Raw genomic sequence first — 24,127 nt, 5'->3', positions numbered from 1 at the left:
TAGATGAGCGATCTGCCCGAGGCCGGTTGGCTCAACCTGCTGATCGGCCTGCTGCAGGGCGCCCAACTGCAGCTGCTGCGCCTGCTCGACGCGCTGGGGCTGGCCGGGCACGCGCACGGCCAGCCGGCGTGGCCTTGGGCGCGGCGGCTTTCGGGCGAGAACCTGCTGATCGATCTCGGGCAGGCGCGAAGGCTCGGGCTCACCGTGGTCCTGCTTGCGGCGGCTCTGCTGGTGCTGCTGCTGGCCCTGGCCTGGCGCCGCCGTCGTGCGTGGCTGGTGGTGCTGGCTGCGCTGCTGGTGGTGACAACGCCCTGGCCCGAAGCCAACGTGGTGCTGGTGCCGGCGTATCCGACGAGCTTCCAGGCATCGCGCACGGGCTTCACGGCCGAGAGCATCGAGCGCGGGCGCGTGCTCTTCGCGGCGCAGTGCGCGGCCTGCCACGGCGCCGACGGGCGCGGACAAGGCCCGCTGGCTTCATCGCAGCCCGTGTGGCCGCCCAACCTCTCGGGCCCGCTGCTGTGGCGCCGCGCCGATGGCGACCTGCTCTGGCACGTGCTGAACGGCATGCGCGACCGGCGCGGCGGCACGACCATGCCCGGCTTCGGCGGCACGCTGGGCGACGCCGACGCCTGGGCGCTCATCGACTTCATGAAGGCCCAGGGGGCGGGCGAGAGCCTGCGCGCGGCCGGGCTGTGGACGCAGCCGATCGCGCCGCCCGACGTGAGCGTGCAATGCGGCAGCAAGCCGCCGCGCAGGCTGGCCAGCTGGCGCGGGCAGCGCGTACGCATCGTGGCTGCCGGCGAAGGCACGCCGCCGCTCGACGACCCGCGCCTGGTCACCGTGTTCCTCGCGCCGGATGCCGGCGCAGCCTCACGGCACGCCGGCGACTGCATCTCGGCCTCGCCCGCCGCTTGGGCGGCCTTCTCGCTCGTGGCCGCGACCACGCAGCTCGCGGGCACGCAGTTCATCGTGGACCGCAACGGCTGGCTGCGCGCACGCGGCGAGCCCGGCAAAGGCGCGTGGAGCGACGACGATCTGCTGTGTCGCACCGAGCAGGCTCCGTCGTCCGGCGTCCGGCCGCTGGCGGCGGATGGCCTCGGCGCCCTCATCGCCCGCATGGACGCCGAGCCGGTTCGCTTCGTCAAGGGCGGGTACGTCCACTGACACGGCCCGGTGCAACAGGACTACGATGTTTTTTCAGGGCCTCCCGCCCAATCTTTTCAATCAACCCGAAGGAGACCGACCCATGTCCAGCCACGTCTACAAAACGCTAGAACTCACCGGCTCCTCGCCCACCGGCATCGAGGACGCGGTCAAGACCGCCATCGCCAAGGCGCACGAGACGGTGCGCAACATCCAGTGGTTCAACGTCACCGAGACGCGCGGGCACGTGGTCGACGGCAAGGTGGCGCACTGGCAGGTGACGTTGAAGATCGGCTTCACGCTGGAGTGAGCCGGCGGGCGCGGGCCCGATGCCGTCAGCGCAGATATCCCAGGTCCCGCACGTCGGAGCGCAGGGCCGACCGGTCCGCGCCCTGCATCGGCAGGTTCACCAGCAGTTCGAGCCTGCGGCGCAGCGAGAACAGCGTCTGTACCGCGTCATGCATGACCTTGTCGGGATCGGCACCGCCGGCCGCGTCGGGGTATTCCCACAGCGCCGCATCGGGCTGGCCCGGCCAGCGCGGCTGGCGCAGTTCAGTGCCGGCGTCCAGCGTGATGACGAAATCGGCCTCCGGGGCATTGGCTCGCGCCAGCTCGTCCCAGCTGCGCGGCAGGCGGTTGGGAATGGGAATGCCCGCGCTCTTCAGCGCGGCGACGGCGGCGGGATGGAATTCGCGGGCAATCTGTCCGGGCTGGCCGCAGGAAGACGCCGAGAACCTCTTCGGGTCCAGGTGCGCGAGGCACGCTTCGGCCAGGATGCTGCGCAATGAATTTCGTCGCGAGACGAAGATCACGCCGATACGTTTTTGCATGGAATCTTGAATATAGCCACGCGCGCTGACCACGTCATGACTTAGGTCAACACTTCCTCGACACTCGCCAACACCCCGCCCGGCCATCCACTAAAGGCGCGGAACGGTGCAGACTCCGGGGTCATGGACAAGCATTTCCTGACCCCGCTCTTCGCGCCCGCCTCCATCGTGGCATTCGTAGGCAATGCCGACGACCCGGGCGGGCAGACGCCCGCCGGCCGCACGCTGCGCGAGGCCTTCCGCGCCGATCGCTTCGACGGCACCCTGCGCTTCCTGGACGTGCGCACCAAGGGCACGCTCGAGGAGCTGGCGCAGACCCATGCCGACCTCGCCCTGATCGCGCTGGCGCCGCGCGACGTGGCGGCCGCGCTTGAAATCGCCGGACGCATCGGTTGCAAGGCGGCGGTGGTTCTTTCAAGCGGTATCGGCGCCGACGAGGCCGCGCAGTGGAGAAAGATCGCGCGCCGCGAGGGCGTGCATCTGCTGGGGCCGAATTCGCTGGGCTTCCAGCGTCCGCTGCTGCACCTCAATGCCGGCGTGGCCGGCCCGCTGGCCAGGAGCGGGCCGCTCGCGCTGGTGGCGCAGTCCGGCGCGCTCACGGCCTCGATGCTCGACTGGGCGCGCCAGAACGGCGTGGGCTTCTCCAGCGTGGTGTCGCTGGGCCCGCATACGTCGGTCGACATTCCGCAGGTGCTGGACTTCCTGGCCAACGACCAGGCCACGCACAGCATCATCGTGTACCTCGAAGGAATTGCCGACGCGCGCCGCTTCATGAGCGCGCTGCGCTCCGCCTCGCATGCCAAGCCGGTGGTGATGCTCAAGGCCGGGCGCAAGCCTGCCGGCAACGAGGCCGCGCAGACGCACAGCGCGGCCATCGTGGGCAGCGACGACGTGTTCGACGCCGCGCTGCGCCGCGCGGGCGCGGTGCGCGTGCGCTCCTTCGTCGAACTGTTCTCGGCCGCCAAGTGCCTGGCCTCGCGCTACAGGCCCGTGGGCAAGCGCCTGGCGGTGGTCACCAACGGCGGCGGGCCCGGCGTGCTGGCAGCGGACTGGATCAACGAGATCGGGCTGCACCTGGGCAAGCTCTCGGCGCCCGCGCAGAAGGTGCTGCAGCCCGCTCTGCCCCCGCTCGCTTCGCTGGCCGACCTGATCGACCTGTCGGAAGAGGCGCAGCCGGCGCACTACCGCGCGGCCATCGACGCCGCCTCGGCCGACAGTCAGGTCGACGGCGTGCTCGCCATCTTCTCGCCCAAGGCCGGCGCCGATGCCGCGGCCACGGCCACGGCCAAGGCGCTCGCGGACATTCCAAGGCCGATGAACAAGCCGCTGCTGGCCTGCTGGATGGGCGATTCGTCGGTGGGCAAGGCGCGCACGGTGCTGGCCGACGCGACCATCCCGAGCTTTCGCACGCCCGAAGCCGCCGTGGGCGCCTTCGGCAACATCGCGGCCTTCTACCAGAACCAGCAGCTGCTGCAGCAGACGCCGCCGCCGCTGTCGGCGCTGGCCAAGCCCGACATCGAGGGCGCGCGCCTGCTCATCGAGAGCGTGCTGGCCGAGCGGCGCAATGTGCTGACGGAGATGGAGTCGAAGTCGCTGCTTTCGTCCTTCCACATCCCGATCACGCGCACGCTGCTCGCGCGCAGCCCCAGCGAGGCGATGATGATCGCGACGCAGCTGGGCTTTCCGGTGGCGCTGAAGATCGATTCGCCCGACATCCCGCACAAGTCCGACGTGGAAGGCGTGGCGCTCAACGTGCTCAACGGCACAGCCGCGCGCGACACCTACGTCGAGATGATGGAGCGCGTGGCCCGCCTCGCGCCCGAGGCGCGCATCAACGGCGTGACGGTGCAGAAGATGGTGCGCGCGCGGCGCGGCCGCGAGATCTACGTGGGCATGGTCACCGACGAGCCCTTCGGCCCGGTCATCGTGTTCGGCGCGGGCGGCACCATGATCGAGCTGCTGAACGACCGCGCGATGGAGCTGCCGCCGCTCAACCAGTTTCTTGCGCGCCGGCTCATCGAGCGCTCGCGCGTGGCCGAGACGCTGGGCGAATGGCGCGGCGCCCATGCGGTGGACATGGAGGCGCTCGAAGACCTGCTGCTGCGCGTGTCGGAGATGGTGTGCGAGCTGCCCGAGCTGCGCGAGATGGACATCAACCCGATCATCGTGGACGAGAACGGCGCCATCTCGGTCGATGCGCGCATCGTGGTGGGCAGCAGCTCGCAGGCGGTGGCGGCGCACGTGGGCAACGCGGTCAACGGCTACCAGCACCTGGCGATCATGCCGTACCCCGCGCGCTACCGGCGCGAGTGGCCGCTGGCGGGCACGGGCGGCGGCACCTACATCGTGCGGCCGGTCCATCCCAACGATGCGCAGATGCTGCAGGCGCTGGTGCAGGGCCTGTCGCCCGAAAGCCGCTGGTTCCGCTTCGTCTCGCGCTTCCACGAGCTGCCGCCGTCGATGCTCTCGCGCTTCACGCTGATCGACTACGACCGCGAGATGGCGCTGGTGGCGGTGGTGATGGAGCGCAGCGTCTCGCCCGACGGCACCGTGCTGGAGAGCGAGCGCATCGTGGGCGTGTCGCGCTACGTGACCAACCCCGACCAGACCAGCTGCGAGTTCTCGCTGGTGGTGGCCGACGAGTTCAGCGGCAAGGGCATCGGCTCGCGGCTGATGGAAAGCATCATCGACGTGGCCCGCGACAAGGGCCTGGCCGAGATGGACGGGCTGGTGCTGGCCAACAACCCCGACATGCTGAAGCTGGTGCGCCGGCTCGGGTTCACGGTGAAGTCCTTCCCGGAGGATCCGGACTTCAAGCTCGTGACCTACATGCTGTAGCCGGCGCCGCCCGTCGTAAGCTCGGCGGATCCGAGTTCCAGGCTTTGTTTTCATGATCCGAACGCTTTTGCGTCACATCGGCCGCATCCTGCTGTCGCTCGTCGTGCTTTCGACTTCCCTGTGGGCCTGCCTCGCGCTCTGGTACCAGCTCCCGGGGCCTGCCGCGGTGAAGGTCGGCGCGGGCGTGCTCTGGGCCGCCTTCGGCCTTGCGGCCATCGTGCTGCTGTGGCGCGGGCGGCTTGGGCGAGCCCTGCTCTCCTACGCCGTCGGCTTTGCGCTGCTGCTGGGCTGGTGGAGCACCATCCTGCCGTCGCAGAACCGCGTGTGGGCCGATGACGTGTCGCGCCAGCTGCATGCGCATATCGACGGCAGCGTCGTCACGCTGGACAACGTGCGCAACTTCGAGTGGCGCAGCGACACCGACTACACCCAGCGCTGGGAAACGCGGCAGTACGACCTCGAGCGCCTGCGCTCCGTCGACGTGTCGCTCTCGTACTGGACCGGTCCCGCCATCGCGCACACGCTGGTGTCCTTCGGTTTCGACGACGGCCAGTTCGTCACCTTCTCCATCGAGATCCGCAAGGAGCGCGGCGAGAGCTTCTCGTCGGTGGGCGGCTTCTTCAAGCAGTTCGAGACCAGCCTGATCGCGGCCGACGAGCACGACATCCTGCGCGTGCGCACCAACGTGCGCGGGGAAGACGTCTACATGTACCGCGTGCGCCTGCCACAGCCTCAGATGCGCTCGCTCTTCCTCGCCTACCTCGGCGAAGCCGCGGCCCTGGTGCGCGAGCCGAGCTTCTACAACACGCTCACCGCCAACTGCACCACCATCGTGTACGCGCTGGCCAGGCGCATCGTGCCCGGCCTGCCGATGGACTGGCGGCTGCTGGCCTCGGGCTACCTGCCCGACTATCTCTTCGACGTGGGCGGCCTCACGCCCGGCTACAGCATGGAGGCGCTGCGCGCGGCGGGCCGCATCACCGACAGGGCCATTGCCACCGACAAGGCGGCAGCCGGCACGAACTTCCCGAAGGCGATCCGGCAGGGCCTGCCGGGCGCCGATGCAAGCCAGGCGCCCGCGGCGGCAAAGTGATGCACGCACGCCTTCTCTCTTCCATCTCCTCGCTGCTGTGCGCGGCCGCGCTTGTGGGCGTGGCCGGCTGCGCGGGGGTGAAGGTCGGCTCGATCTCGCCGGCCGAATACCTCGCGCAGCGCCGCGGCGACGTGCTCACCACCGGCCGGCTCAGCACCTCGGCCGAAGAAGTGCTGCGCGTGATCGGCTCCGACGCCGACCTGTGCCGCAAGGACGGCCAGGCCTGCCGCAACGCGCTGGCCGACTCCTCGGGCCTGAGCGACGAGCAGCGGCTCTCCGCGCTGTCGGAGGTCTGGCTGCAGGTGGCGCTGGCGGCGGAGAAAGGCGGCACGGCCACGGATGCGACCGCCATCGAGGCCTGGTTCGAGACGGCCCGACACGCCTACGCCTACCTGTTCTTCACCGCCCGCAAGCCGCGCGACCGCGCCTTCGAAGACCGGCAGACGCAGGTGCGCGACTACTACAACTACGCGGTGCAGCAGGCCATCACCGGGCTGTACCACGGCATCCGGCGCAACGGCTCGCGCAACGCCGCGCAGCCCGAGTTGCCGAAGATCGGCGACTGGCGCATCGAGACCGACGTCTCGGGCCTGCGCCTGCCGGCCGACACGCCCCTGCCCGACGAGCTCATCCCGGCCGCCTCGCTCACCTTCTCGGGCCTGCGCAACACCTACCGGCGGGACGGCTTCGGCGCGGAGCTGGTGGCGGCCGACAACAAGCGCACGGACGACGAGGCACGCCAGGCCGATCCGGCCGACCCGACCGACAGGACTCCGCCCCGGCCGCCCTATCGCGAGATGCCCTTTCCCGCGGTCACCGCGCTGCTGCTGTTCGACGGCACCAGCCTCGCCGAGATACTGGGCACGCGCACGCTGCGCATCGCCGCCTACGACCCGTACCGCACGGCCAACGTGCAGCTCGCCGGGCAGGAAGTGCCGCTGGCCGCCAACTTCACCTCCGGCTACGGCCTGTGGCTCGCGCGCTCCGACTTCGCGCTGCAGGCGCTGCGCAGCCTCTTCGGCGGCCGCGACGGGCTCACCGAGCCGCGCATCTACCTGATGCAGCCCTACGACCCGAACCGCCGCACGGTCATCATGCTGCACGGCCTTGCGAGCAGCCCCGAGGCGTGGATCAACGTGGCCAACGAGGTGCTGGGCGACGAGACGCTGCGCCGCCGCTACCAGATCTGGCAGGTCTACTACCCGACCAACGCGCCGCTGCCGATCAACAACTTCGCGATCCGCGAAGCCGTCACGCAGACGCTCGCGCATTTCGATCCCACGGGCAAGGCGCCGGCCTCGAACGACATCACGCTGATCGGCCACAGCATGGGCGGCGTGCTGTCGCGGCTGATGGTGTCGTCCTCGGAAGACAAGCTCTGGGACGCGCTGCTCGCCAGCTACCCGATGCAGGGCGCGCAGCAGCGGCGCATGGAGGAGAAGCTCGCGCCCTACCTGCGCTTCGAGCCGCTGCCGCAGGTGAGCGTCGCGATCTTCATCGCCTCGCCGCACCGCGGCACCGACTTCGCCAACAACCGCATCTCGCGCTGGGTGGCCAACCTCATCACGCTGCCGGTGGCGATGCTCGGGCAGCTGGGCGACATCTCGCGCGAGCTGATCCGCATCGCGCCCGCGCGGCAGGACCAGGGCACGCTGCGCATTCCCAACAGCATCGACAACCTGAGCGACCGCGACCCGTTCGTGCGGCTGTCGTCGGGCCTGCCGATGAATCCGCGCGTGCGCTTCCATTCGATCATCGGCAACGACACGCCCGGCGTGGCGCAGGCGCTGTCGAGCGACGGCATCGTGCCCTACACCAGCGCACACCTCGACGGCGCGGCGTCGGAGCTGGTGGTTCCGTCGGCGCACAGCGTGCAGGAGAACCCGCTGGCCATCCTGGAGATACGGCGCATCCTGAGGGAACAGTTGCGCACCGGTCCCGACCCCGCGCGCTGACCGCAGGCTGATTGCGCGCGGATGTGAAGCAGAACACATCCGCGCCACGAAACAGGCTGCGCGCGGCGATCGCAATTAATACGATCGACTTCGCTTTGATCGGTGCGTGCACCGGCTCCCCGAATGCCACCTGCATCGAAGCAACCCGCTTCAAGATGCCCTCTTCCCTCTACGTCGAAAACCCTGCCGCGCACAGGCCACTGCCACCCGAACTCCATCTGGTGGCGGAGCGTGACGAACCCGATGCGCGCGCCTCCAGCGCCGCTGCGGTCGCGAGCGCGTTATGCCACTTGTTCACGAAGGCCAGCGAGCCGGAGCTTGCGTCCCTGCTGCACTCCATCGAACAGGGCAACGCATCGGCAGCGGCGCGGCTGGCGCACGAGATCCTCAGGCCCATCGCATTTCCCGCGCAGGCGACGTCGATAACACCCACTACGGTGGAGGCCGATGTCGAGGCGATGCGGCACTTCGCGCCGGCGCAAGCCAGGGCGCTGCTGTCCGCGCGCGAGCTCAAGGTGCTGTGGCTCATCTCGCGGGGCTGGAGCAACCGCGAGATCGCCGAGGCCACGCACCGCTCCATCAACACCATCGAGGCGCAGATCAAGAGCCTGTATCGCAAGCTGGGCGTGAGGTCGCGCACCCAGGCGATCCGCGAGGCGACGAAGCACGGCTTGCTGAACTGGCGCCCGGATGGCGGCGCAACGTCGGCGATGGCGATGAACGACGCGGAAGCGGGCCCCATCGGCCTTCGGGCCTGAGGGCTGTGCTGCGCTAAGATCCGGCCGCGGTTGCAAGCCGCGCCCGGACCCGCGGGAAGGGTTGAACCCACTTGCCTTCATTTGACGATCCACACGCCTTTTGTGCAGCCGGATTTGCGGGTCATCGGCGTCTGATGCACGGAGGTTCACATGAAGCGCATGCCCGCCCGGCCCGACCAGGGCCATCTGAAGAAGCAAGCCAAGGAGCTGCTTGCTCTCCATCGAAGCAACGACCCCGCCGCCACCGCACGCTTTCGCGAGGCCCTTCCGGCCGCCGCGGGCAAAAGCGATGCGGAGATCGCGGCGCTCGGACTGCGCCTGCACGACGCGCAGTCGTGCGTTGCGCGTGAGTACGGCTTCGCATCCTGGGCCGATCTGCAGGGCTTCGTTCTCGCGCGGCGCGCACATGCGGACGACCCGGCGAAGGCCGTGCTGCAGTGGCTGCGGCTCGTCTACGCCGGCGACATCGCCGGAGGCACCAACCGCGCGCGGCCTGCGCTGGCCCTGCGCCTGCTCGAAGAAAGCCCGGGTTTGCTGGGCGACGACCCGATCCTCGCCTGCGCAGTCGGCAACGAAGCCCGGATCCGGCGGGCCGTCGAGCGCGACCCCGGCTGGGTGAACCGCGCAGGCGGCCCGCTCGCGCTTCCGCCGCTCGTGGCGCTCACCCATTCCGGCCTGTTGCAGATGCCGGACCACAAGGAACGCCTGCGCCACTGCGCGAAGCTGCTGCTCGATGCAGGTGCTGACCCGAATCAATCGGTGGGCAACCGCTGGCCGCCCGCATCGCTCGCCCAGCCCGACGAGACCGAGCGGCTGTCCGCTCTCTACGGCGCAGCCGGCCAGAACCGCGATGCCGCGCTGACGAAGCTGCTGCTGGATGCGGGCGCCGATCCCAACGACGGCGAATCGCTCTACCACTCGCTCGAAACTCCGGCCTGCACGCGCCTGCTGCTCGAGGCCGGAGCCCGCATCGCAGGGACGAACGCGCTCGGTCGCGTGCTCGACCTGGACGACGTCGACACATTGCGCCTGCTGCTCGCGCACGGCGGCAACGCGAACGAGCCGCCCATGGGCCCGCCCATCAGCGACTGGGGCTCCCTGCTGCTGTGGGCCATCCGCCGGCGCAGGTCGCCCGCGCACATCGAGGCACTGCTTGCGGCAGGAGCCGATCCCAAGGCGACCACGCGCGACGGAACGAGCGCATACGTCGCCGCGCTGCGCTTCGGTCTCCCCGAAGTCGCCAGCCTCCTGCGGGAAGCCGGAGGCGGCGCCGCGCTCCCGGTGGACGAAGCCTTCATCGCCGCCTGCGCAAGGGGCGACGAGGCCGCGGCCCGCGCCATCCAGGCTGCGCACCCGGACATCGTCGGCTCGCTCTCGCAAGCACAGCTGCGCCTGCTGCCCGAACTCGCCGCGCAAGGCTGCGCCGACGCCGTGAAGCTGATGGTCGAGCTCGGCTGGCCCATCGCCACCCGTGGCGGCGACTGGGATGCCTCGGCGCTCAACAAGGCCGTGTTCCGAGGAGACGCCGGACTCGTCCGGTTCCTGCTGGAGCATGGCGCCAGCTGGCAGGAGCAGCACGGCTTCGGCGACAACGCCTGCGGCGGGCTCTCGTGGGCTTCGTGCAACGAGCCGCCGGACGGCAAAGGCGACTGGCTCGGCTGCGCCCAGGCTCTGGTCGCCCATGGCATGCCCGGCGCAAGGCCCGACCCCACGAGTCCCGACTGGGTGCTCGTCGGCGGACGGCGGTACGTGTTCTCGGACGAGGTGACGGACTACCTGCTGGGCGTCTCCACCGCGCAGGGCTGAAGAAAAAAAAGCGGGCCCGAGGGCCCGCCAAAAGCCGTCCATCGGGTCGCGAGAAGCACGCAACCCGACTCCGACTCACCTCGAACTCAACTCCTTGCTCCTGCTTCCTCTCACTTCCTTCTCCAATTCATTTCCCGGTTCGATCAGGACGCGCGCCAACCGAGCTCCGGCGCGATGCGGCGGGACAGGTCGGTCAATATCTGCTCGTATTCCTCGCTGCTGAAGTTGTAGGGCAGCTCCACCCTCAGCTCGCTCTCGTGCCGCAGCACGGGGTCGCTGCGCAACCGGTCCAGGATCTCGCCGGAGGCTCCGACGAGATCGCCCGCGAACAGCGTGCGCCGCTCGCCCTGCGGCGCCAGCGTGCGCTCGATGCGGCCGGCCGCGAACTCCCGGTAGCGCTTGCGCGTGGCGGCATCGGCACTGTCCAGCGGCACGATCACGCGGCCTAGCGCCACCCTGCCCTTGCGCCCGCCGCCTTCAGCGTTCTCACCGGTCTCGCTGGCCCTGTAGCGTTCGACCAGGCCCACCTGTGCCCGCAGGAAGTCGTCGGTGGTTTCGCCCGACAGCACGTTGCCCAGCAGCAGGTTGAAGCCGTTGCGCCCCGCCCATTCGACCGAACGCAGCGAGCCGCCGCCGTACCAGAGCCGGTCGACCAGGCCCGGCGCATGGGGCTGCACGCGCGGGCGCACGCGTCCGCCGGCCGATTCGACGAAGGTCTCTTCGTCGCCCAGCAGCACGTCTTCGAGATTGGCCTTGAGCCGCCCCACGCGCTTGTGGCTGTAGTCGACGGTGTTGGGTGCCGCGTCGTGGAAGCGGTTGCCCAGCAAGGCGCCGTGCAGCGGCGCGCCCGCGCTCAGGCCCACCTGCAGCCTGCCGCGCGAGAGCACGTCGACGGTGGCCAGGTCTTCGGCGAGGCGGAACGGGTTCTCATAGCCCATCTGGATCACGGCCGCGCCCAACTCGATGCGGCGCGTGCGCTGCGTCGCTGCGGCCAGGAAGGTCGCGGCCGAAGACACGCCTCGCTCCAGGTGGCGCTGGCGCACCCAGGCACCGTCGAAGCCCAGCTTCTCGCCGAACTCGAAGAGCTTCAGCGCGGCCTCGATGCCGGCCAGCGGGTCGTCCTCGGCGTAGTTGCCCGGCGTCAGGAACGCGAGACGGCGGATGCCGATGTTGCTGCTGCTCATGGGGCGAACTTTGGCAGGCCCGGCGGATTGACCTCCGACTTCGGCAGCGCCTCCTCCGTCAGGCTCCAGCGCGCGAGCGCCTTCGCAGTAGGTGCCGTTGCGGATCAGGTTGTTGGCCGCGGTGGTCAGCGCCACCGCGAGGCCGCTGCCCTTGCGCGTGGCAATGGCCACGTCCGACTTCAGCGGCCAGCCCGCGTTGACGGTGCCCACCAGCCTGATCTGCCCGTTCTTCGCGGCCTCGTAGGCCTGCGGCGCGTTGGGGTTGAAATTGGCATCCACCCGCTTGGTGACCACCGCCAGCGTGCGCGTCACGTCATCGTCGTAGTACTGGATCTCGACCGGCTTCAGGCCCGCCGCCACGTTCTGCCGGTTCCACTCCAGCAGGATGCGCTCCTGGTTGGTGCCGGCGCCGGTCGTCAGCTTGAGGCCGGCGACGTCCTTCGGCTCCCTGATCGACTTGATGGCGCTGTCGGCGCGCACGTAGAAGCCGTGCAGGCCCAGGCGATAGGTGGAGAAGTCGAACTTCTCCTTGCGCTGCTCGGTCACGCCCACGTTGGAGATCACCGCGTCGTACTTGCCCGAGCTCAGGCCCAGCGGCCAATCGGCCCAGGCGATGGGCTGCAGGTCGAGCTTGAGGCCCAGCGCATCGGCGATGAGCAGCGCGAAGTCGGGGTCGAAGCCGACGACCGTCTTCGCGTCGGAAGCGTAGGTCGAGATGGGAGGTGCGAACGGCGCGATGGCGACCGTCAGCACGCCCTCCTTCACGAACTTGAAGCTCGGAGGAATCGCGTTGACCGCCTCGGCGTCCTTCTGGCCGCGCAGGCGGCCTTTCTGCTCGGGGCCGAAGTCGAACTTGTCGGCGGCGTGGGCCGCACCGGCCACACCGGTCAAGAGCATGAGCGCGACGAGGCCGCGGGCGATCCAGGTGTTCTTGAAGAGATTCATGGCCATCGCCTCAGTTCTTCGGCAGGCCCGGCGGGTTGGTGCGCGAGGCCGCGATGGCCTCCGAATCCAGGTTCCAGCGCGACAGCGCCTTGGCGTAGTTGCCGTTCTTGATCTGCGTGTTCAGCGCCAGCGTCACGGCTTCGGCAATGCCCGAGCCCTTGCGCGAGGTGACCGCGATCTCGGCGTTGAGCGGCCAGCCGCCCGAGAACAGGCCCGCGAGCTTCGTCTTGCCGTCGCGCGCCTCGTAAGCGGCGATGGCGTTCGGGCCCAGGTACGCGTCGGCGCGGCCCGACTGCAGCGCCAGGCGCTGCACCACATCGTCGTCGTAGTACTGGATCTCGACCGGCTTAAGGCCGGCGGCCACGTTCTGCTTGTTCCAGCGCAGGAGAATCTGCTCCTGGTTGGTGCTCGCGGACACGATCACCTTCAGCCCCGCGATGTCCTTGGGCTCCTTGATGGCGCCGAGCTTGCTGTCGGACTTCACGTAGATGCCGAGCTGGTCGTTGCGGTAGGTCGAGAAGTCGAACTTCTCCTTGCGCTCCTCGGTCACGGTCACGTTGGAGACCACCAGGTCGAACTTGCCCGACTGCAGGCCCAGCGGCCAGTCGGCCCAGGCGGTGGACACCAGCTCCAGCTTGCGACCGAGGCTGTCGGCCACCAGCTGTGCGATGTCGGGGGCGTTGCCCACGGGCGTCTTGGTGTCGGTGGCGTAGGCCGCGAACGGCAGCCGGCCGGTGGTGGTGCCGACGACGAGCACGCCCTCCTTCTGGAACTTGAAGTCCTTCGCGAGCCGGACGGCCTCGTCGATCTTCTGCGCGCGCGGGCGGCCGGGCTGCTCGGGGCTCAGGTCCGGGGCGGGCTGGGCCGATGCGGCCAGCGGCATCAGCAACGCGACCAGGAAGGCGGACAGGATGTTTCGTCGATGGATCATGAAGGTCGATGAAATGAAGTCGGGAAGAAGGAAACTCAGAGAACCTTGGCCAGGAACTCGGCCGTGCGCGGATGCTCCGGCGCGTTGAACACCTTGTCGGGCGAGCCCGTCTCCAGGATGCGGCCGCGCTCCATGAAGACGATGTTGTCGGCCACCTCGCGTGCGAAGCCGATCTCGTGCGTGACGATGAGCAGCGTGGTGCCCGAGCGCGCCAGCTCCTTGATGACGGCCAGCACCTCGCCTACCAGTTCGGGGTCGAGCGCCGACGTGGGTTCGTCGAACAGCAGCACCTTGGGCTTGAGCGCCAGTGCGCGGGCGATGGCCACGCGCTGCTGCTGGCCGCCCGAGAGCTGCCGCGGATAGGCGTGCGTCTTGTCGCCCAGGCCCACGCGCACCAGCAGCTCGGAGGCGAGCGCCTCGGCTTCCGGCCGCGAGAGGCCGCGCACGGAGATCGGCGCCTCGACGATGTTCTCCAGCACCGTGAGATGCGGGAACAGGTTGAAGTTCTGGAACACCATGCCCACGTCGACGCGGCGCTTCAGGATGTCGCGCTCGCGCAGTTCGTAGAGCGTGTCTTCGTCGCGCCGGTAGCCGATGAGCTCGCCGTCGATGGAGATGAAGCCGTCGTCCACGCGCTCCAGGTGGTTGATGGCGCGCAGCAGCGTCGACTTGCCCGAGCCCGACTGGCCGAGGATCACCGTCACGCTGCCCCGCGCCACCGTCAGCGTCACGTCGTCGAGCACCTTGAGCGCGCCGAAGCTCTTCGACACGCCGTGGATCCTGACCTCGCCGCCCTGCGTGAGCGGGTCGGTCCAGCGCGGCACCTGCGCGGGTGCGACGATGGCGGGCTCCACCACGGGCGCCGGCTTCGAGCGCCACAGCCTGCTGGCCACGCGGCCGAGCCGCGAACTCGGCGGGTTGCGCAGCGCGCCGCGCGAGAAATGCCGCTCAACGTAGTGCTGCACCACCGACAGCACCGTGAGGATGATGAGGTACCACACGGTGGCCACCATCAGCAGCGGAATCACTTCAAGGTTGCGCCGGTAGATGATCTGGATCGTGTAGAACAGCTCCGGCAGCGCCAGGATGTAGAGGTTCGAGGTGCCCTTGGCCAGGCCGATGATGTCGTTGAAGGCCGTCGGCAATATGGTGCGCATCGCCTGCGGCAGCACGATGCGGAACGACTGCCGCCCGCGAGAGAGGCCCAGCGCGGCGGCCGCCTCCAGCTGCCCCTGCTCGACCGAGAGAATGCCGCCGCGCACGATCTCCGAGGCGAAGGCCGCCTGGTTCAGCGTGAGGCCCAGCAGCGCCGCCACGAAGGGGCTGATGAGCTGCGTGGTCGGGTACGAGAAGAAGGTGACGTCGGTGCCCGGAATGCCCAGCGTCACCGTCTCGTAGAGGTAGCCCAGGTTGTTGATGATCAGCAGCAGCACGATCACCGGCACCGAGCGGAAGAGCCAGGTGAACACCCATGCGAGCCGCGCCAGCAGCGGCGAGCGCGACACCCGCGCCAGCGCCAGCGCGGTGCCGAAGAAGAAGCCCAGCAGCGCGCCCAGCGCCGTCAGCAGCAGCGTACGGCCCAGGCCCTGCAGCACCGGCTCGGCGAAGAACCATTGCGCGAACACACCCCAGCCCCAGCGCGGGTTGGTGAGCGTCGAGTGCAGCACGATGCCGATGACCAGCACCGCGAAGATGGTGCCCGCCGTGCGCGCCGGGTAGCGGGCGGGCACGATTCGGAAGTGCGAGTAGTCGCCGTTGGCCGGTGCCGCGGCGGGAACCGGCGGACGCTGCGGCTGCGGTGCGCGCACCGGTGCGGGGTTGATCGGCTCGGCGCCGGCATCGAGGACTGTGGTGTTCATCGCTGCGCCGCTCCGACCAGTTGTCCGGATGCAGCGCGGGCGCGCTGCCGCCCGGTGTCCAGGTATTTCTCGAAAGGCAGCTTGCGCGGCGTCTCCGGGTCGATGGGCGGATCGAACAGCGCCGTGTAGCCGTGGCCAAGGTAGAGGCCCACGGCCTCGGGCTGGCGGAAGCCGGTCGTCAGGTAGATGCGCTCGTAGCCCTGGCGGAGCACCTGTGCCTCCAGCTCCAAGAGCACCTTGCTGGCCAGCCCTTGCCGGCGCAGGTCCGTGTGCGTCCACACGCGCTTGAGTTCGGCCGTGCGCTCGTCGTGGCGCATGAACGCGCCGCCGCCAATGGCCACGCCGTCGCGCAGCAGCAGCACGAAGTTGCCGCCCTGCGCGGGCGTGAACACCTCGGCGGCGTAGCGCTCCATCTCGCGCGGCTGGCCCGGCTCGCGCATCACGTCGCCGTAGCGGCTGTCGTACTCGAAGGTCAGTCCTTCGATCAGCGGCTTCGCGCGCGGATCGAGCGGCGTGGTGTAGAGGAACTGTTCGCTCATCACGCGGCCTTCTGCACTGCGGGCGCGGCTTCCTGCGCCGCGTAGCGGCTCGCCTTGCGCGGCAGGCCCAGGTGGTCGCGCAACGTCTGGCCCGGCAGCTCGCGCTGGTAGCGTCCGCGCGCCTCCAGCACCGGGATCACGAACTCGATGAAGTCGTCCAGCCCCTGCCCCAGCACCGGGAAGCCGAGGATGAAACCGTCGGCCGCGCCCTCGTCCACCCAGCGGATGATCTCGTCGGCGATGCGCTCGCCGGTGCCCACGAACTGCGTGCGCGGCGTGGCCACTTCGAGCGCCACCTCGCGCAGCGTCTGGCCCTTGGCTTTCGCGTTGGCCTTGATGCGGTCGGTGGTCGAGCGGAAGCTGTTGCGGCCCAGTTCGCCCAGCTCGGGGAACGGCGCGTCCAGCGGGTACTGGCTGAAGTCATGATGGTCGAAGAAGCGGCCGAGATAGGCCAGTGCCTCCTCCACTGTCAGCAGTTCGCGGATGGCGCGGTACTTGGCTTCGGCCTCTTCCTCGGTGGCCGCGACCACGGGGCCGATGCCCGGGAAGATCTTCACGTCGCCGGCCTGGCGGCCCTGCGCGACCGCGCTGGCCTTCACCTGCCGCAGGAAGCTGCGCGTGTCCTCCAGCGAAGGCGAATGCGTGAACACCGCATCGGCGTACTTGCCCGCCAACCCGATGCCCGCGTCGGACGAGCCAGCCTGGAAGATCACCGGCTGGCCCTGCGGCGAGCGCTGGATGTTCAGCGGCCCCGCCACCTGGAAGAAGCGCCCCTTGTGGTCGAGCGTGTGCAGCTTGTCGCGGTCGAAGAAGCGGCCGCTCTCGCGGTCGCGCACGAAGGCGTCGTCGTCCCAGCTGTCCCACAGCCCCTGCGTCACGGCCAGGTACTCGTCGGCGATCTCGTAGCGCAGTGCGTGCTCGGGATGGGCGCGGCTGTAGTTCTTGGCGCTGCCTTCCAGCGGCGTGGTCACCACGTTCCAGCCCGCGCGCCCGCCGCTGATGAGATCGAGCGAGGCGAACTGGCGCGCCACCGTGAACGGGTCGCTGTAGGAGCTGGAGACCGTGCCGGCGAGGCCGATCTTCGAAGTCACCGTGGCGAGCGCCGACAGGATCGAGATCGGCTCGAAACGGTTGAGGAAGTGCGGGATCGACTTCTCGTTGATGTAGAGACCGTCCGCCACGAACGCGAAGGCGATGCCCGCGGCCTCGGCCTTCTGCGCCGTGCGGATGAAGAAGTCGAGGTTGACGCTGGCGTCGGCCGGCCCGCCCGGATGCTTCCAGGAGTTCATGTGGCTGCCGGCCCCTTGCAGCATGACGCCGAACCTGATGTTGCTCATGACGATGTCTCTCTTGTGTCGCTTGTGGAATGGAAAGGCTCAGGCCGGTGCGGCCGCCGGTTCTCGCGCCCTGGCGAGCAGTTCGACGGATGCATGGCGCTCCGAGAAGCCGGCCACCGGGATGTCGATGACGAAGTCCTCGATGCCGTACTGCTCGCTCAGCGCGTCGAGCGCATCGCGCACTTCTTCGCCGGTGCCGGCGATCACGTGGGGGCGGCGCTCCTCGGTCCGGTAGTCGCTCACGCCGGCCTGCCGCGCGAACTCGGCCGCGGCCTCGAGGCTGGGCAGGTTCACGCTCTGGCCGGTAGGCAGGTGCACGCGGAAGCTGCGCAACGCGCCCACGAGCTCGGCGGCCTTCTCGTGCGTTTGCGCGGCAAAGGCGAAGAGCGCGAGCAAGGGGGCGCGCCCGGTCTCCGCGCGATAGGCCTCGATCGATCGCGCGAGGTTCACCGGGTCGCCGTTGAAATGCCCCGCATAGGCGAACTGCCAGCCGAGCCGGGCGGCGAGCACCGCGCTCTCGGGGCTGCCTCCGAGCAGCACGCGCTGCGGCAACTGCGGAGGATCGGGCGTCGCGACCGCTCCAGCCAGCGCGTGCCCCGAGGCGATGCCCTCGTGCAGGAAGGCATCGAGCTCGGACAGCCGGACGCCGAAGTCCTCGCCCCTGGTCTTGGCCGGATCGTGCAGCCATTGCAGCGCCTTGCTCGCCAGCGGCAGGCCGCCCGGCGCCTTGCCGATGCCCAGGTCCACGCGCCCCGGCGCCAGCGAAGCCAGCACGCGGAAGGCTTCAGCCACCTTGAACGGGCTGTAGTGCTGCAGCATGACGCCGCCGGTGCCCACGCGGATGCGCGATGTCTTCGCGAGCACGTGCGCGGCCAGCACCTCGGGCGCCGAGCCTGCGTAGTTCCTGTTGCCGTGGTGCTCGGCGAGCCAGTAGCGCCGGTAGCCCAGTCGCTCGGCACTCTGCGCGAGCGAGATGGTGTGCTGGAACGCCTGTGCGGCGTCGGCGCCTTCGGGGATCAGGCTCTTGTCGAGCAGGGACAGCGAATACGACACGATGTGCGGCGGGACACGCCCTTGAAAGAATTGCGTCGAATTCTCTTGGGCATCGCGCGCATCGCTTGCGCCGAATTCCTATATCGATATCTGCTGAATGCTCAGTCGCTTATGCGCTCATTCGCTCGCGCGCTCAATCCCGGTCGCGTGCATGCGAAAGAATCAATTGCGCGGCCTCGCGCGCACCGAGGACTGCGCTGTCGACGACGAGATGCGGCGTGCTCCACGGCGCGTAGTCGTGCCGCTGCACGGCCTCCCAGGTCGGCGGCACCAGGCCCGGCACGTCGATGCTGCGCTGCTCGACGCGGCGGCGGTGCTCGGCGGTGTCGGAACACACGATCTCGACCTCGACGATGCGAGAAGCGGCATCCGCCGCGACCGCGCGCCACGCCTCGCGGGTGACCGGCAGCGGATTGACGCAATCGGCCAATACCGACTGCCCGAGCGAGAGATTGGAGCGGGCCAGCGCATAGGCTGCGACGTAGCCCGCGGGCCCGACCCCACCTGCAGGCACGCCCGAAGAGCGCAGTGCCTGCTCGATGGTGTCGATGCGCAGGTAGGCACAGGGAACGAGCGCGGCGATTTCCCGCGCAATGGTGGTCTTGCCCGCGCCCGGCAAGCCACCCAGGACGATCAGCATGGCGTCGCCTCCATCCGGGCCCCGCGGCCCGACATGGAGTTCACCACGAATGCGGCAGCAGCGTAAGCATCGCGGCCGCGCGAAGCCGGCGCAGCGCCCTCAGCGGCACATGGCCGTATGGTGCGCGGCGCGCCAGCGCGTGCGGTGAGCTCGGGGGAATGCGCCATGACTTCGCCGTCAGGTCGATCACGTGGCGAGCCTGGGCGGCCGGGGAAACATGGTGGGTGCGCAGTTGCATGGCAGTGAATCGCGAAATGCTTTCTTGCGCCGATTCTGCTGGGCACCATCGCTCCTGCCAAAGACGGATTCCAAGTTTCCTGATGCGGTTCGTGAATCGCGATGCCGGCCTTCAGGTGCGCTCAGGCGCCCCTCAGGCGAAGTCCGTCGAAGGCTTCTCCCAGAGATTGACGCCGCCTTCCACCGCGTACTTGTCGATCTCGGCAAGCTCCTCGGCGCTCAGCGGCGCGTGCGAGAGCGCGGCCACGTTGTCGACGATCTGCTCGGGCCGGCTCGCGCCGATCAGCGCCGAGCTCACGCGCGGGTCGCGCAGCGTCCACGTCAGCGCGAGCTGCGCCAGCGTCTGGCCGCGGCGCCTTGCGATCTCGTTGAGGGCGCGGGCACGCTCGACGTTGGCTTCGGACAGGTGCTCCTGCTTGAGCGAGCCGCCGCCGGGCCGGTTGATGCGTGCATCGGCCGGGATGCCGTTGAGGTACTTGTCGGTCAGCAGCCCCTGTGCGAGCGGCGTGAAGGCGATGACGCCCGCGCCCAGTTCGCCGGTGGCGTCCAGCAGGTCTTTCTCGATCCAGCGGTTGAACAGGTTGTAGGCCGGCTGGTGGATGAGCAGCGGCACCTTCCACTCGCGCAGCAGCGCCGCGATCTCGCGCGTCTTGCCCGCCGAGTAGGAAGAAATGCCGATGTACAGCGCCTTGCCCTGCTGCACGGCCTGGGCCAGCGCGGAGGCGGTTTCCTCCAGCGGCGTGTGCGGGTCGAAGCGGTGCGAATAGAAGATGTCGACGTAGTCCACGCCCAAGCGCTTCAGGCTCTGGTCGAGGCTCGCGAGCACGTATTTGCGCGAGCCGCCGCCCTGGCCATAGGGGCCGGGCCACATGTCCCAGCCGGCCTTGCTGGAGATGATGAGTTCGTCGCGGTACGGCTTGAAGTCTTCGCGCAGCAGGCGGCCGAAGTTGGTCTCGGCGCTGCCGTAGGGCGGGCCGTAGTTGTTGGCCAGGTCGAAGTGGTTGATGCCCAGGTCGAAGGCGGTGCGCAGCAGCTGGCGCTGGGTGGCGATGGAGGTGGTGTCTCCGAAGTTGTGCCAGAGCCCGAGCGAGATGGCGGGCAGCACGAGCCCGCTGCGCCCGACGCGGCGGTAGGGAATGGCGTCGTAGCGCTTGGAGTCGGCGTGGTAGGTCATGGGCGTGTCTTGTCCTGGCGAGGGATGAGGATGGATCGGATGGAAAGGAGCCGCAGAGGATGCCCCCGCGTGCCCGGCGCGGCAAGCATTTCCACGCGGCTGTCGCACTTATCCGTCGCCGCATATGCAAACGCGGTTTTCTTCGTTGGCCCGGCGCGGGGCGCTTTCTAGCATCGTCGCTCCGCCAACTTGCTACAAGGAGCGCTCCTCCGCGGGAGCGTGCCGCCATGCCCATCGAGAACCCCGCCCTTCCTTCGCGTCCTTCGCGCCGCCACGCGCTCAAGACCTTCGCCTCGCTCGCCGCCGCCGGAGGCCTCGGCGGCGCCCTGCTCGCGGGCTGCTCGCGCGAGGAAGGCGGCAAGACCGCATCGGCCGGCGGCGCCCCGGCCGTGGTGAAGAAGACCGGCGACAAGGTCGCCTTCAAGTACCCGAACAACCCTTCTTTCGACCTGATCTACCTGGCCGATGAGCTCGGCTACTTCGAAGGCACCAACACCCGCCCCGACTACGTCGGCAAGATCGCCGCACCGCAGATCATTCCGCTGGTGGGCACGGGCGAGATCGACTTCGGCAGCCGCATGGTGCCGCTGGTGATCTCGGCCATCGCCTCGGGTGCCGACCTCAAGGTGGTGGCCGCCGGCGGCAAGACGCTTCAGGAAGCGCCGCACATGAAGTACTTCGTTCGCAAGGACTCGGGCATCCGCGAACCGAAGGACCTCGAAGGCAAGACCATCGGCTTCAACAGCTTCGGCGCCTGCGCCGAGTTCGTCACCAAGAAGTACCTGCGCCAGCACGGCGTGGACGTGAACAAGATCAACTTCGTCGTCATCCCCGACGAGCAGGCCGAGCAGACGCTGGTGACGCGCAACACCGACCTGGCGATCATCCACGCGCCCTTCTCCGGCCGCGCCGACAACGCCGACTCGCTGGTGCGGCTGTGGAGCGACTTCGACCTCGACGGCGGCCTGGGCGGCATGGCGCCCTACAGCGCGCACGGCCAGTTCATCCGCCAGCACCCCGAAGCCGTGCGCGACGTGGTCGCGGCGCTGGCCAAGGCCGGCAACTGGGTCAACGCCAACACCGAGGAAGCCCGCAAGCTGGTGGCCAAGCGCATCAACATGGAGCTGAAGAACGTCGACCGCTACGCCTACGTCGACGACCTGGTCGTGACCGAGCCGCCGATCCAGTACTACATCGACATCCTGCAGTCCGAGGGCAAGCTCGCCGCCGGCAAGGTGTCGGTGAAGGACGTGTACACGAACGAGTTCAACCCCTTCGCCACGAAGACCTGAGAACCGGCCGATGAGCATCAAGATCTCTGCCCGCGACGTGCGGATGGACTACGCCGCGCGCGGCGCCAGCGAACGGGTGCGCGTGCTCGAAGGCTTCGACCTCGACGTGCGCGAGGGCGAGTTCCTCTCGGTGCTCGGCCCCTCGGGTTGCGGCAAGTCGACCTTCCTCGGCATCCTGGCCGGACTCACCGAGCGCACTGGCGGGCGCATCGCCATCAATGGCCAGCCGCTTTCGGGCATCAACCGCAACCAGGGCGTGGTGTTCCAGGGCTATGCGCTCTTTCCGTGGCTCACGGTGCTCGACAACATCGCGATGGGCCTGGACATCCGCGGCGTGGCGAAGGCAGCGCGCCGCCGCACGGCGCAGGAATACCTGGAGCTCGTCGGCCTGCACGGCTTCGGCGAGCGGTACCCGCACGAGATCTCCGGCGGCATGAAGCAGCGCGTGGCCATCGCGCGCTCGCTGGCCTACGAGCCCGACGTGCTGCTGATGGACGAACCCTTCGCCGCGCTCGATGCGCAGACGCGCGAGGTGCTGCAGGGCGAGCTGCTGCGCATCTGGGAGCAGCACCGCAAGACCATCGTGTTCATCACGCACAGCCTGGAGGAAGCCGTGTACCTCTCCGACCGCGTGGCGGTGATGACACAGCGGCCCGGCCGCATCAAGGACATCATCGACATCCCGCTCGCGCGCCCGCGCTCGGCGGAGCTGCGCCACTCGGGCGAGTTCGCTGCGCTGCGCCAGCGCGCCTGGGTGGTGCTGAAGGACGAAGTGCAGCTGGGGCTGCGCCCCCGGTCGCTCGAAGGAGTGGTGTCGTGAGCGCGGTGCTCGACGCGCCGGCCGTCCGGTCGCCCAGCCGATTTCTCAAGCTGGCGCGCAGCCTCGGCCGGGTGGCCGAGCGCGGCATCGGCATCGTGCTGTTCCTCGCGCTGTGGGAAGCGCTGCCGCGCCTGGGCATCGTGAGCGACGCCTACCTGAGCCCGCCATCGGCCGTGCTCGCGAGCATCGTGCAGCTGCTGGAGAACGGTCAGCTCTGGAAGCACGTCGCCGCCAGCCTGCAGCGCTCGCTCTGGGGACTGGTGCTCGCCAGCATCGCGGGCGTGGTGCTGGGCTTGCTCGTGGGCGGGTTCAGGAGGCTCGCGGCCATCGTCGATCCGGTGCTGCAGCTGTTCCGCCAGACATCGGCCTTCGCGCTGTTCCCGGTGTTCATCCTGTTCCTGGGCATCGGCGAACTGTCGAAGGTGGCGATCATCTTCTGGGCCTCGTTCTGGCCGGTGCTGCTGAGCACGGTGGGCGGCGTGAAGCAGGTCGACCGGCTGCTGGTGAACTCGGCGCTGTCGATGGGGGCCTCGCGCCGCTTCGTGTTCTTCAAGGTCGTGCTGCCGGCCTCGCTGCCTTCGATCTTCACCGGCGTGCGGCTGGCGGGTGCCTACAGCATCACGGCGCTGGTGGCGGCCGAGATGATCGGTGCGCATTCGGGGCTGGGCTTTCTCACGCTGAACTCGCAGGAGACCTTCCAGATACCGACCATGTACGCGGGCATCCTGCTGCTGGCGACGCTGGGGCTGCTGCTCAACTACCTTCTTGCGCTGCTGGAGCGGCGGCTGCTGCGCTGGCGGCGGGGGCTGAGCCTCGATGAGTGAAGCCGCTTCCACACGCCCTCGCAGGTTCGCGTTGGCCGGTGCTTCGCTCGCCGCGGCTGTCGCGCTGGCGGGCCTGGGCGCTTCCTGGGCTTCGGGCAGCCGGCTGAACGAACTGCCCAAGGGCCCAGTACTCGCCAAGGCCATCGAGCGCGGCACGCTCGTCGTGGGCGTGCGACGCTATCCCCGCCCTGCCCCTCCCGAAGCCCCCACGCCGCCCGAGCCCGACGGCTTCGACGCCACGCTGGCGCGCGAGCTCGCACGTTCGCTCGGCGTGAAGCTCGAACTGGTCGGGCTGGACACCGCCACGCAGGAGGCGGCCTTGCGCGAAGGCCGCGTCGACCTGCTGGTGGCGGGCGTGCCGGCCGCGGCCGCGCCGAAGGGCATCGACGCGGCACCCGGCAGCTACGACACCGGCAGCGGCCTCGTGGTCGCGCTGCGCAAGGGCCGCGTGCAGGACGCCGAGGCGCTGCGCGGCGCTTCGGTCTGCGTGGGCGAAGGCTCGGGCTATGCCGGCGCGGTGTCGCTGCGCTATGGCGCGCAGCCGCGCAGCTATCCCTCCTCCGTGCATGCGGTGTCGGCCTTCATGGCGGGCGAATGCACGGCGCTGGCCGAAGACGAGGAAGTACTTCAGCGGCTGCTGAAGAACGAGGAATGGCGCTTCTACAAGCCGCTGGCAAGCGGCCTGCGCCCGCCGTCGGACGCCGCCATCCGCCTGCCGCAGGGCGACGACGCGTCTCGCGACTACCTGGCCGCCGCGCTGCGCCAATGGCGTGCGGACGGCACGCTGGCAAAGGCGCGCGGCGCACGCGCGGGCAACCTGCAGTTCGAGATCACGCTGCTCAAGGACGGCCTCGTCTGCCATTCCTGAG

At 69.2% G+C, this 24,127-nt stretch carries 21 protein-coding genes and 1 pseudogene; 11 read left to right on the top strand and 11 right to left on the bottom strand.

From position 1 onward, the window contains the following. The first annotated feature begins 3 nt into the window (after positions 1 to 3). A complete protein-coding gene (locus ACHMXA_RS18170) occupies positions 4 to 1,164 on the top strand; it encodes a c-type cytochrome (RefSeq protein WP_395316056.1) in 1,161 nt (386 codons plus the stop codon). An 82-nt stretch (positions 1,165 to 1,246) separates the two neighbouring features. Continuing rightward, positions 1,247 to 1,453, top strand: a complete 207-nt coding sequence (locus tag ACHMXA_RS18165; RefSeq protein ID WP_176664021.1) for a dodecin — start codon at positions 1,247 to 1,249, stop codon at positions 1,451 to 1,453. Positions 1,454 to 1,478: 25 nt separating this feature from the next. Here ACHMXA_RS18165 and ACHMXA_RS18160 read toward each other — a convergent pair whose 3' ends face one another. Beyond that, positions 1,479 to 1,973, bottom strand: coding sequence for a protein tyrosine phosphatase (locus ACHMXA_RS18160; protein ID WP_395316055.1), 495 nt, complete (start codon positions 1,971 to 1,973; stop codon positions 1,479 to 1,481). A 123-nt stretch (positions 1,974 to 2,096) separates the two neighbouring features. Here ACHMXA_RS18160 and ACHMXA_RS18155 point away from each other — a divergent pair, with 123 nt between their 5' ends. The 5 genes from ACHMXA_RS18155 (at position 2,097) to ACHMXA_RS18135 (ending at position 10,423) form a co-directional block, all read left to right on the top strand. Next, positions 2,097 to 4,811 (top strand): GNAT family N-acetyltransferase, encoded by a 2,715-nt coding sequence (locus ACHMXA_RS18155; protein ID WP_395316054.1) that lies wholly within the window; start codon positions 2,097 to 2,099, stop codon positions 4,809 to 4,811. Between the two features lie 52 nt (positions 4,812 to 4,863). After that, positions 4,864 to 5,904 carry a DUF4105 domain-containing protein gene (locus ACHMXA_RS18150; protein WP_395316053.1) on the top strand — a complete coding sequence of 347 codons (1,041 nt, stop codon included), beginning with the start codon at positions 4,864 to 4,866 and terminating at the stop codon, positions 5,902 to 5,904. Next, positions 5,904 to 7,859 (top strand): esterase/lipase family protein, encoded by a 1,956-nt coding sequence (locus ACHMXA_RS18145; RefSeq protein WP_395316052.1) that lies wholly within the window; start codon positions 5,904 to 5,906, stop codon positions 7,857 to 7,859. Before ACHMXA_RS18150 ends, ACHMXA_RS18145 begins: the two co-directional genes overlap by 1 nt. 11 nt (positions 7,860 to 7,870) lie before the next feature. Continuing rightward, the gene (locus ACHMXA_RS18140; protein WP_395316051.1) at positions 7,871 to 8,617 is read left to right on the top strand and encodes a response regulator transcription factor; all 747 of its coding nucleotides are present in this window, start codon (positions 7,871 to 7,873) and stop codon (positions 8,615 to 8,617) included. 150 nt (positions 8,618 to 8,767) lie between these two features. Further along, positions 8,768 to 10,423, top strand: a complete 1,656-nt coding sequence (locus tag ACHMXA_RS18135; protein ID WP_395316050.1) for an ankyrin repeat domain-containing protein — start codon at positions 8,768 to 8,770, stop codon at positions 10,421 to 10,423. A gap of 143 nt (positions 10,424 to 10,566) precedes the next feature. Here the strand turns inward: ACHMXA_RS18135 and ACHMXA_RS18130 are convergent, their stop codons facing one another. The 10 genes and pseudogenes from ACHMXA_RS18130 to mgrA all read right to left on the bottom strand — a co-directional run bounded on the left by ACHMXA_RS18130 (position 10,567) and on the right by mgrA (position 20,322). Further along, positions 10,567 to 11,607 (bottom strand): LLM class flavin-dependent oxidoreductase, encoded by a 1,041-nt coding sequence (locus tag ACHMXA_RS18130; protein WP_395316049.1) that lies wholly within the window; start codon positions 11,605 to 11,607, stop codon positions 10,567 to 10,569. Beyond that, positions 11,604 to 12,558, bottom strand: a pseudogene (locus ACHMXA_RS18125) (ABC transporter substrate-binding protein). Before ACHMXA_RS18125 ends, ACHMXA_RS18130 begins: the two are co-directional and overlap by 4 nt. Before the next feature lie 4 nt (positions 12,559 to 12,562). Further along, complete coding sequence (locus ACHMXA_RS18120; RefSeq protein WP_395316048.1) at positions 12,563 to 13,483, bottom strand: ABC transporter substrate-binding protein; 921 nt, start codon at positions 13,481 to 13,483, stop codon at positions 12,563 to 12,565. Positions 13,484 to 13,518: 35 nt separating this feature from the next. Further along, a complete protein-coding gene (locus ACHMXA_RS18115) occupies positions 13,519 to 15,342 on the bottom strand; it encodes an amino acid ABC transporter permease/ATP-binding protein (RefSeq protein WP_395316047.1) in 1,824 nt (607 codons plus the stop codon). After that, complete coding sequence (locus tag ACHMXA_RS18110; protein WP_395316046.1) at positions 15,339 to 15,881, bottom strand: GNAT family N-acetyltransferase; 543 nt, start codon at positions 15,879 to 15,881, stop codon at positions 15,339 to 15,341. Before ACHMXA_RS18110 ends, ACHMXA_RS18115 begins: the two co-directional genes overlap by 4 nt. After that, positions 15,881 to 17,218 carry an LLM class flavin-dependent oxidoreductase gene (locus ACHMXA_RS18105; protein WP_395316045.1) on the bottom strand — a complete coding sequence of 446 codons (1,338 nt, stop codon included), beginning with the start codon at positions 17,216 to 17,218 and terminating at the stop codon, positions 15,881 to 15,883. Before ACHMXA_RS18105 ends, ACHMXA_RS18110 begins: the two co-directional genes overlap by 1 nt. Before the next feature lie 39 nt (positions 17,219 to 17,257). Beyond that, positions 17,258 to 18,271, bottom strand: a complete 1,014-nt coding sequence (locus ACHMXA_RS18100) for an LLM class flavin-dependent oxidoreductase (RefSeq protein ID WP_395316044.1) — start codon at positions 18,269 to 18,271, stop codon at positions 17,258 to 17,260. A gap of 133 nt (positions 18,272 to 18,404) precedes the next feature. Next, complete coding sequence (locus tag ACHMXA_RS18095) at positions 18,405 to 18,911, bottom strand: AAA family ATPase (protein ID WP_395316043.1); 507 nt, start codon at positions 18,909 to 18,911, stop codon at positions 18,405 to 18,407. Positions 18,912 to 18,951: 40 nt separating this feature from the next. Continuing rightward, complete coding sequence (locus tag ACHMXA_RS18090) at positions 18,952 to 19,149, bottom strand: hypothetical protein (RefSeq protein ID WP_176664006.1); 198 nt, start codon at positions 19,147 to 19,149, stop codon at positions 18,952 to 18,954. A gap of 132 nt (positions 19,150 to 19,281) precedes the next feature. Continuing rightward, positions 19,282 to 20,322: an L-glyceraldehyde 3-phosphate reductase gene (gene mgrA, locus ACHMXA_RS18085; protein ID WP_395316042.1), complete on the bottom strand. Its 1,041-nt coding sequence runs from the start codon at positions 20,320 to 20,322 to the stop codon at positions 19,282 to 19,284. A 227-nt stretch (positions 20,323 to 20,549) separates the two neighbouring features. Between mgrA and ACHMXA_RS18080 the strand changes: the two genes are divergently transcribed. The 4 genes from ACHMXA_RS18080 to ACHMXA_RS18065 are packed head-to-tail and all read left to right on the top strand — an operon-like array spanning position 20,550 to position 24,126. After that, positions 20,550 to 21,614, top strand: a complete 1,065-nt coding sequence (locus ACHMXA_RS18080; RefSeq protein WP_395316041.1) for an ABC transporter substrate-binding protein — start codon at positions 20,550 to 20,552, stop codon at positions 21,612 to 21,614. Positions 21,615 to 21,624: 10 nt separating this feature from the next. Beyond that, positions 21,625 to 22,434 (top strand): ABC transporter ATP-binding protein, encoded by an 810-nt coding sequence (locus tag ACHMXA_RS18075; protein WP_395316040.1) that lies wholly within the window; start codon positions 21,625 to 21,627, stop codon positions 22,432 to 22,434. Beyond that, positions 22,431 to 23,258, top strand: a complete 828-nt coding sequence (locus ACHMXA_RS18070; RefSeq protein ID WP_395316039.1) for an ABC transporter permease — start codon at positions 22,431 to 22,433, stop codon at positions 23,256 to 23,258. Before ACHMXA_RS18075 ends, ACHMXA_RS18070 begins: the two co-directional genes overlap by 4 nt. Continuing rightward, positions 23,251 to 24,126, top strand: a complete 876-nt coding sequence (locus tag ACHMXA_RS18065; protein ID WP_395316038.1) for a substrate-binding periplasmic protein — start codon at positions 23,251 to 23,253, stop codon at positions 24,124 to 24,126. The genes ACHMXA_RS18070 and ACHMXA_RS18065 overlap by 8 nt, the downstream gene beginning before the upstream one ends. The last annotated feature ends 1 nt before the right edge of the window (position 24,127 follow it).

Source organism: Variovorax sp. UC74_104 (genome assembly GCF_044055375.1).
Lineage (GTDB): Bacteria > Pseudomonadota > Gammaproteobacteria > Burkholderiales > Burkholderiaceae_C > Variovorax.
Note: the sequence above shows the minus strand (reverse complement) of the source record. Positions and strands in the feature narration are given on the sequence as shown.

What these genes read in the sequence shown, in the direction of transcription:
- ACHMXA_RS18105 (WP_395316045.1), bottom strand. Translation starts at nt 17,218, where the DNA reads ATGAGCAACATCAGGTTCGGCGTCATGCTGCAAGGGGCCGGCAGCCAC.
- mgrA (WP_395316042.1), bottom strand. Translation starts at nt 20,322, where the DNA reads ATGACCTACCACGCCGACTCCAAGCGCTACGACGCCATTCCCTACCGC.
- ACHMXA_RS18095 (WP_395316043.1), bottom strand. Translation starts at nt 18,911, where the DNA reads ATGCTGATCGTCCTGGGTGGCTTGCCGGGCGCGGGCAAGACCACCATT.
- ACHMXA_RS18130 (WP_395316049.1), bottom strand. Translation starts at nt 11,607, where the DNA reads ATGAGCAGCAGCAACATCGGCATCCGCCGTCTCGCGTTCCTGACGCCG.
- ACHMXA_RS18090 (WP_176664006.1), bottom strand. Translation starts at nt 19,149, where the DNA reads ATGCAACTGCGCACCCACCATGTTTCCCCGGCCGCCCAGGCTCGCCAC.
- ACHMXA_RS18075 (WP_395316040.1), top strand. Translation starts at nt 21,625, where the DNA reads ATGAGCATCAAGATCTCTGCCCGCGACGTGCGGATGGACTACGCCGCG.
- ACHMXA_RS18115 (WP_395316047.1), bottom strand. Translation starts at nt 15,342, where the DNA reads ATGAACACCACAGTCCTCGATGCCGGCGCCGAGCCGATCAACCCCGCA.
- ACHMXA_RS18120 (WP_395316048.1), bottom strand. Translation starts at nt 13,483, where the DNA reads ATGATCCATCGACGAAACATCCTGTCCGCCTTCCTGGTCGCGTTGCTG.
- ACHMXA_RS18150 (WP_395316053.1), top strand. Translation starts at nt 4,864, where the DNA reads ATGATCCGAACGCTTTTGCGTCACATCGGCCGCATCCTGCTGTCGCTC.
- ACHMXA_RS18135 (WP_395316050.1), top strand. Translation starts at nt 8,768, where the DNA reads ATGAAGCGCATGCCCGCCCGGCCCGACCAGGGCCATCTGAAGAAGCAA.
- ACHMXA_RS18145 (WP_395316052.1), top strand. Translation starts at nt 5,904, where the DNA reads ATGCACGCACGCCTTCTCTCTTCCATCTCCTCGCTGCTGTGCGCGGCC.
- ACHMXA_RS18160 (WP_395316055.1), bottom strand. Translation starts at nt 1,973, where the DNA reads ATGCAAAAACGTATCGGCGTGATCTTCGTCTCGCGACGAAATTCATTG.
- ACHMXA_RS18155 (WP_395316054.1), top strand. Translation starts at nt 2,097, where the DNA reads ATGGACAAGCATTTCCTGACCCCGCTCTTCGCGCCCGCCTCCATCGTG.
- ACHMXA_RS18080 (WP_395316041.1), top strand. Translation starts at nt 20,550, where the DNA reads ATGCCCATCGAGAACCCCGCCCTTCCTTCGCGTCCTTCGCGCCGCCAC.
- ACHMXA_RS18065 (WP_395316038.1), top strand. Translation starts at nt 23,251, where the DNA reads ATGAGTGAAGCCGCTTCCACACGCCCTCGCAGGTTCGCGTTGGCCGGT.
- ACHMXA_RS18110 (WP_395316046.1), bottom strand. Translation starts at nt 15,881, where the DNA reads ATGAGCGAACAGTTCCTCTACACCACGCCGCTCGATCCGCGCGCGAAG.
- ACHMXA_RS18165 (WP_176664021.1), top strand. Translation starts at nt 1,247, where the DNA reads ATGTCCAGCCACGTCTACAAAACGCTAGAACTCACCGGCTCCTCGCCC.
- ACHMXA_RS18170 (WP_395316056.1), top strand. Translation starts at nt 4, where the DNA reads ATGAGCGATCTGCCCGAGGCCGGTTGGCTCAACCTGCTGATCGGCCTG.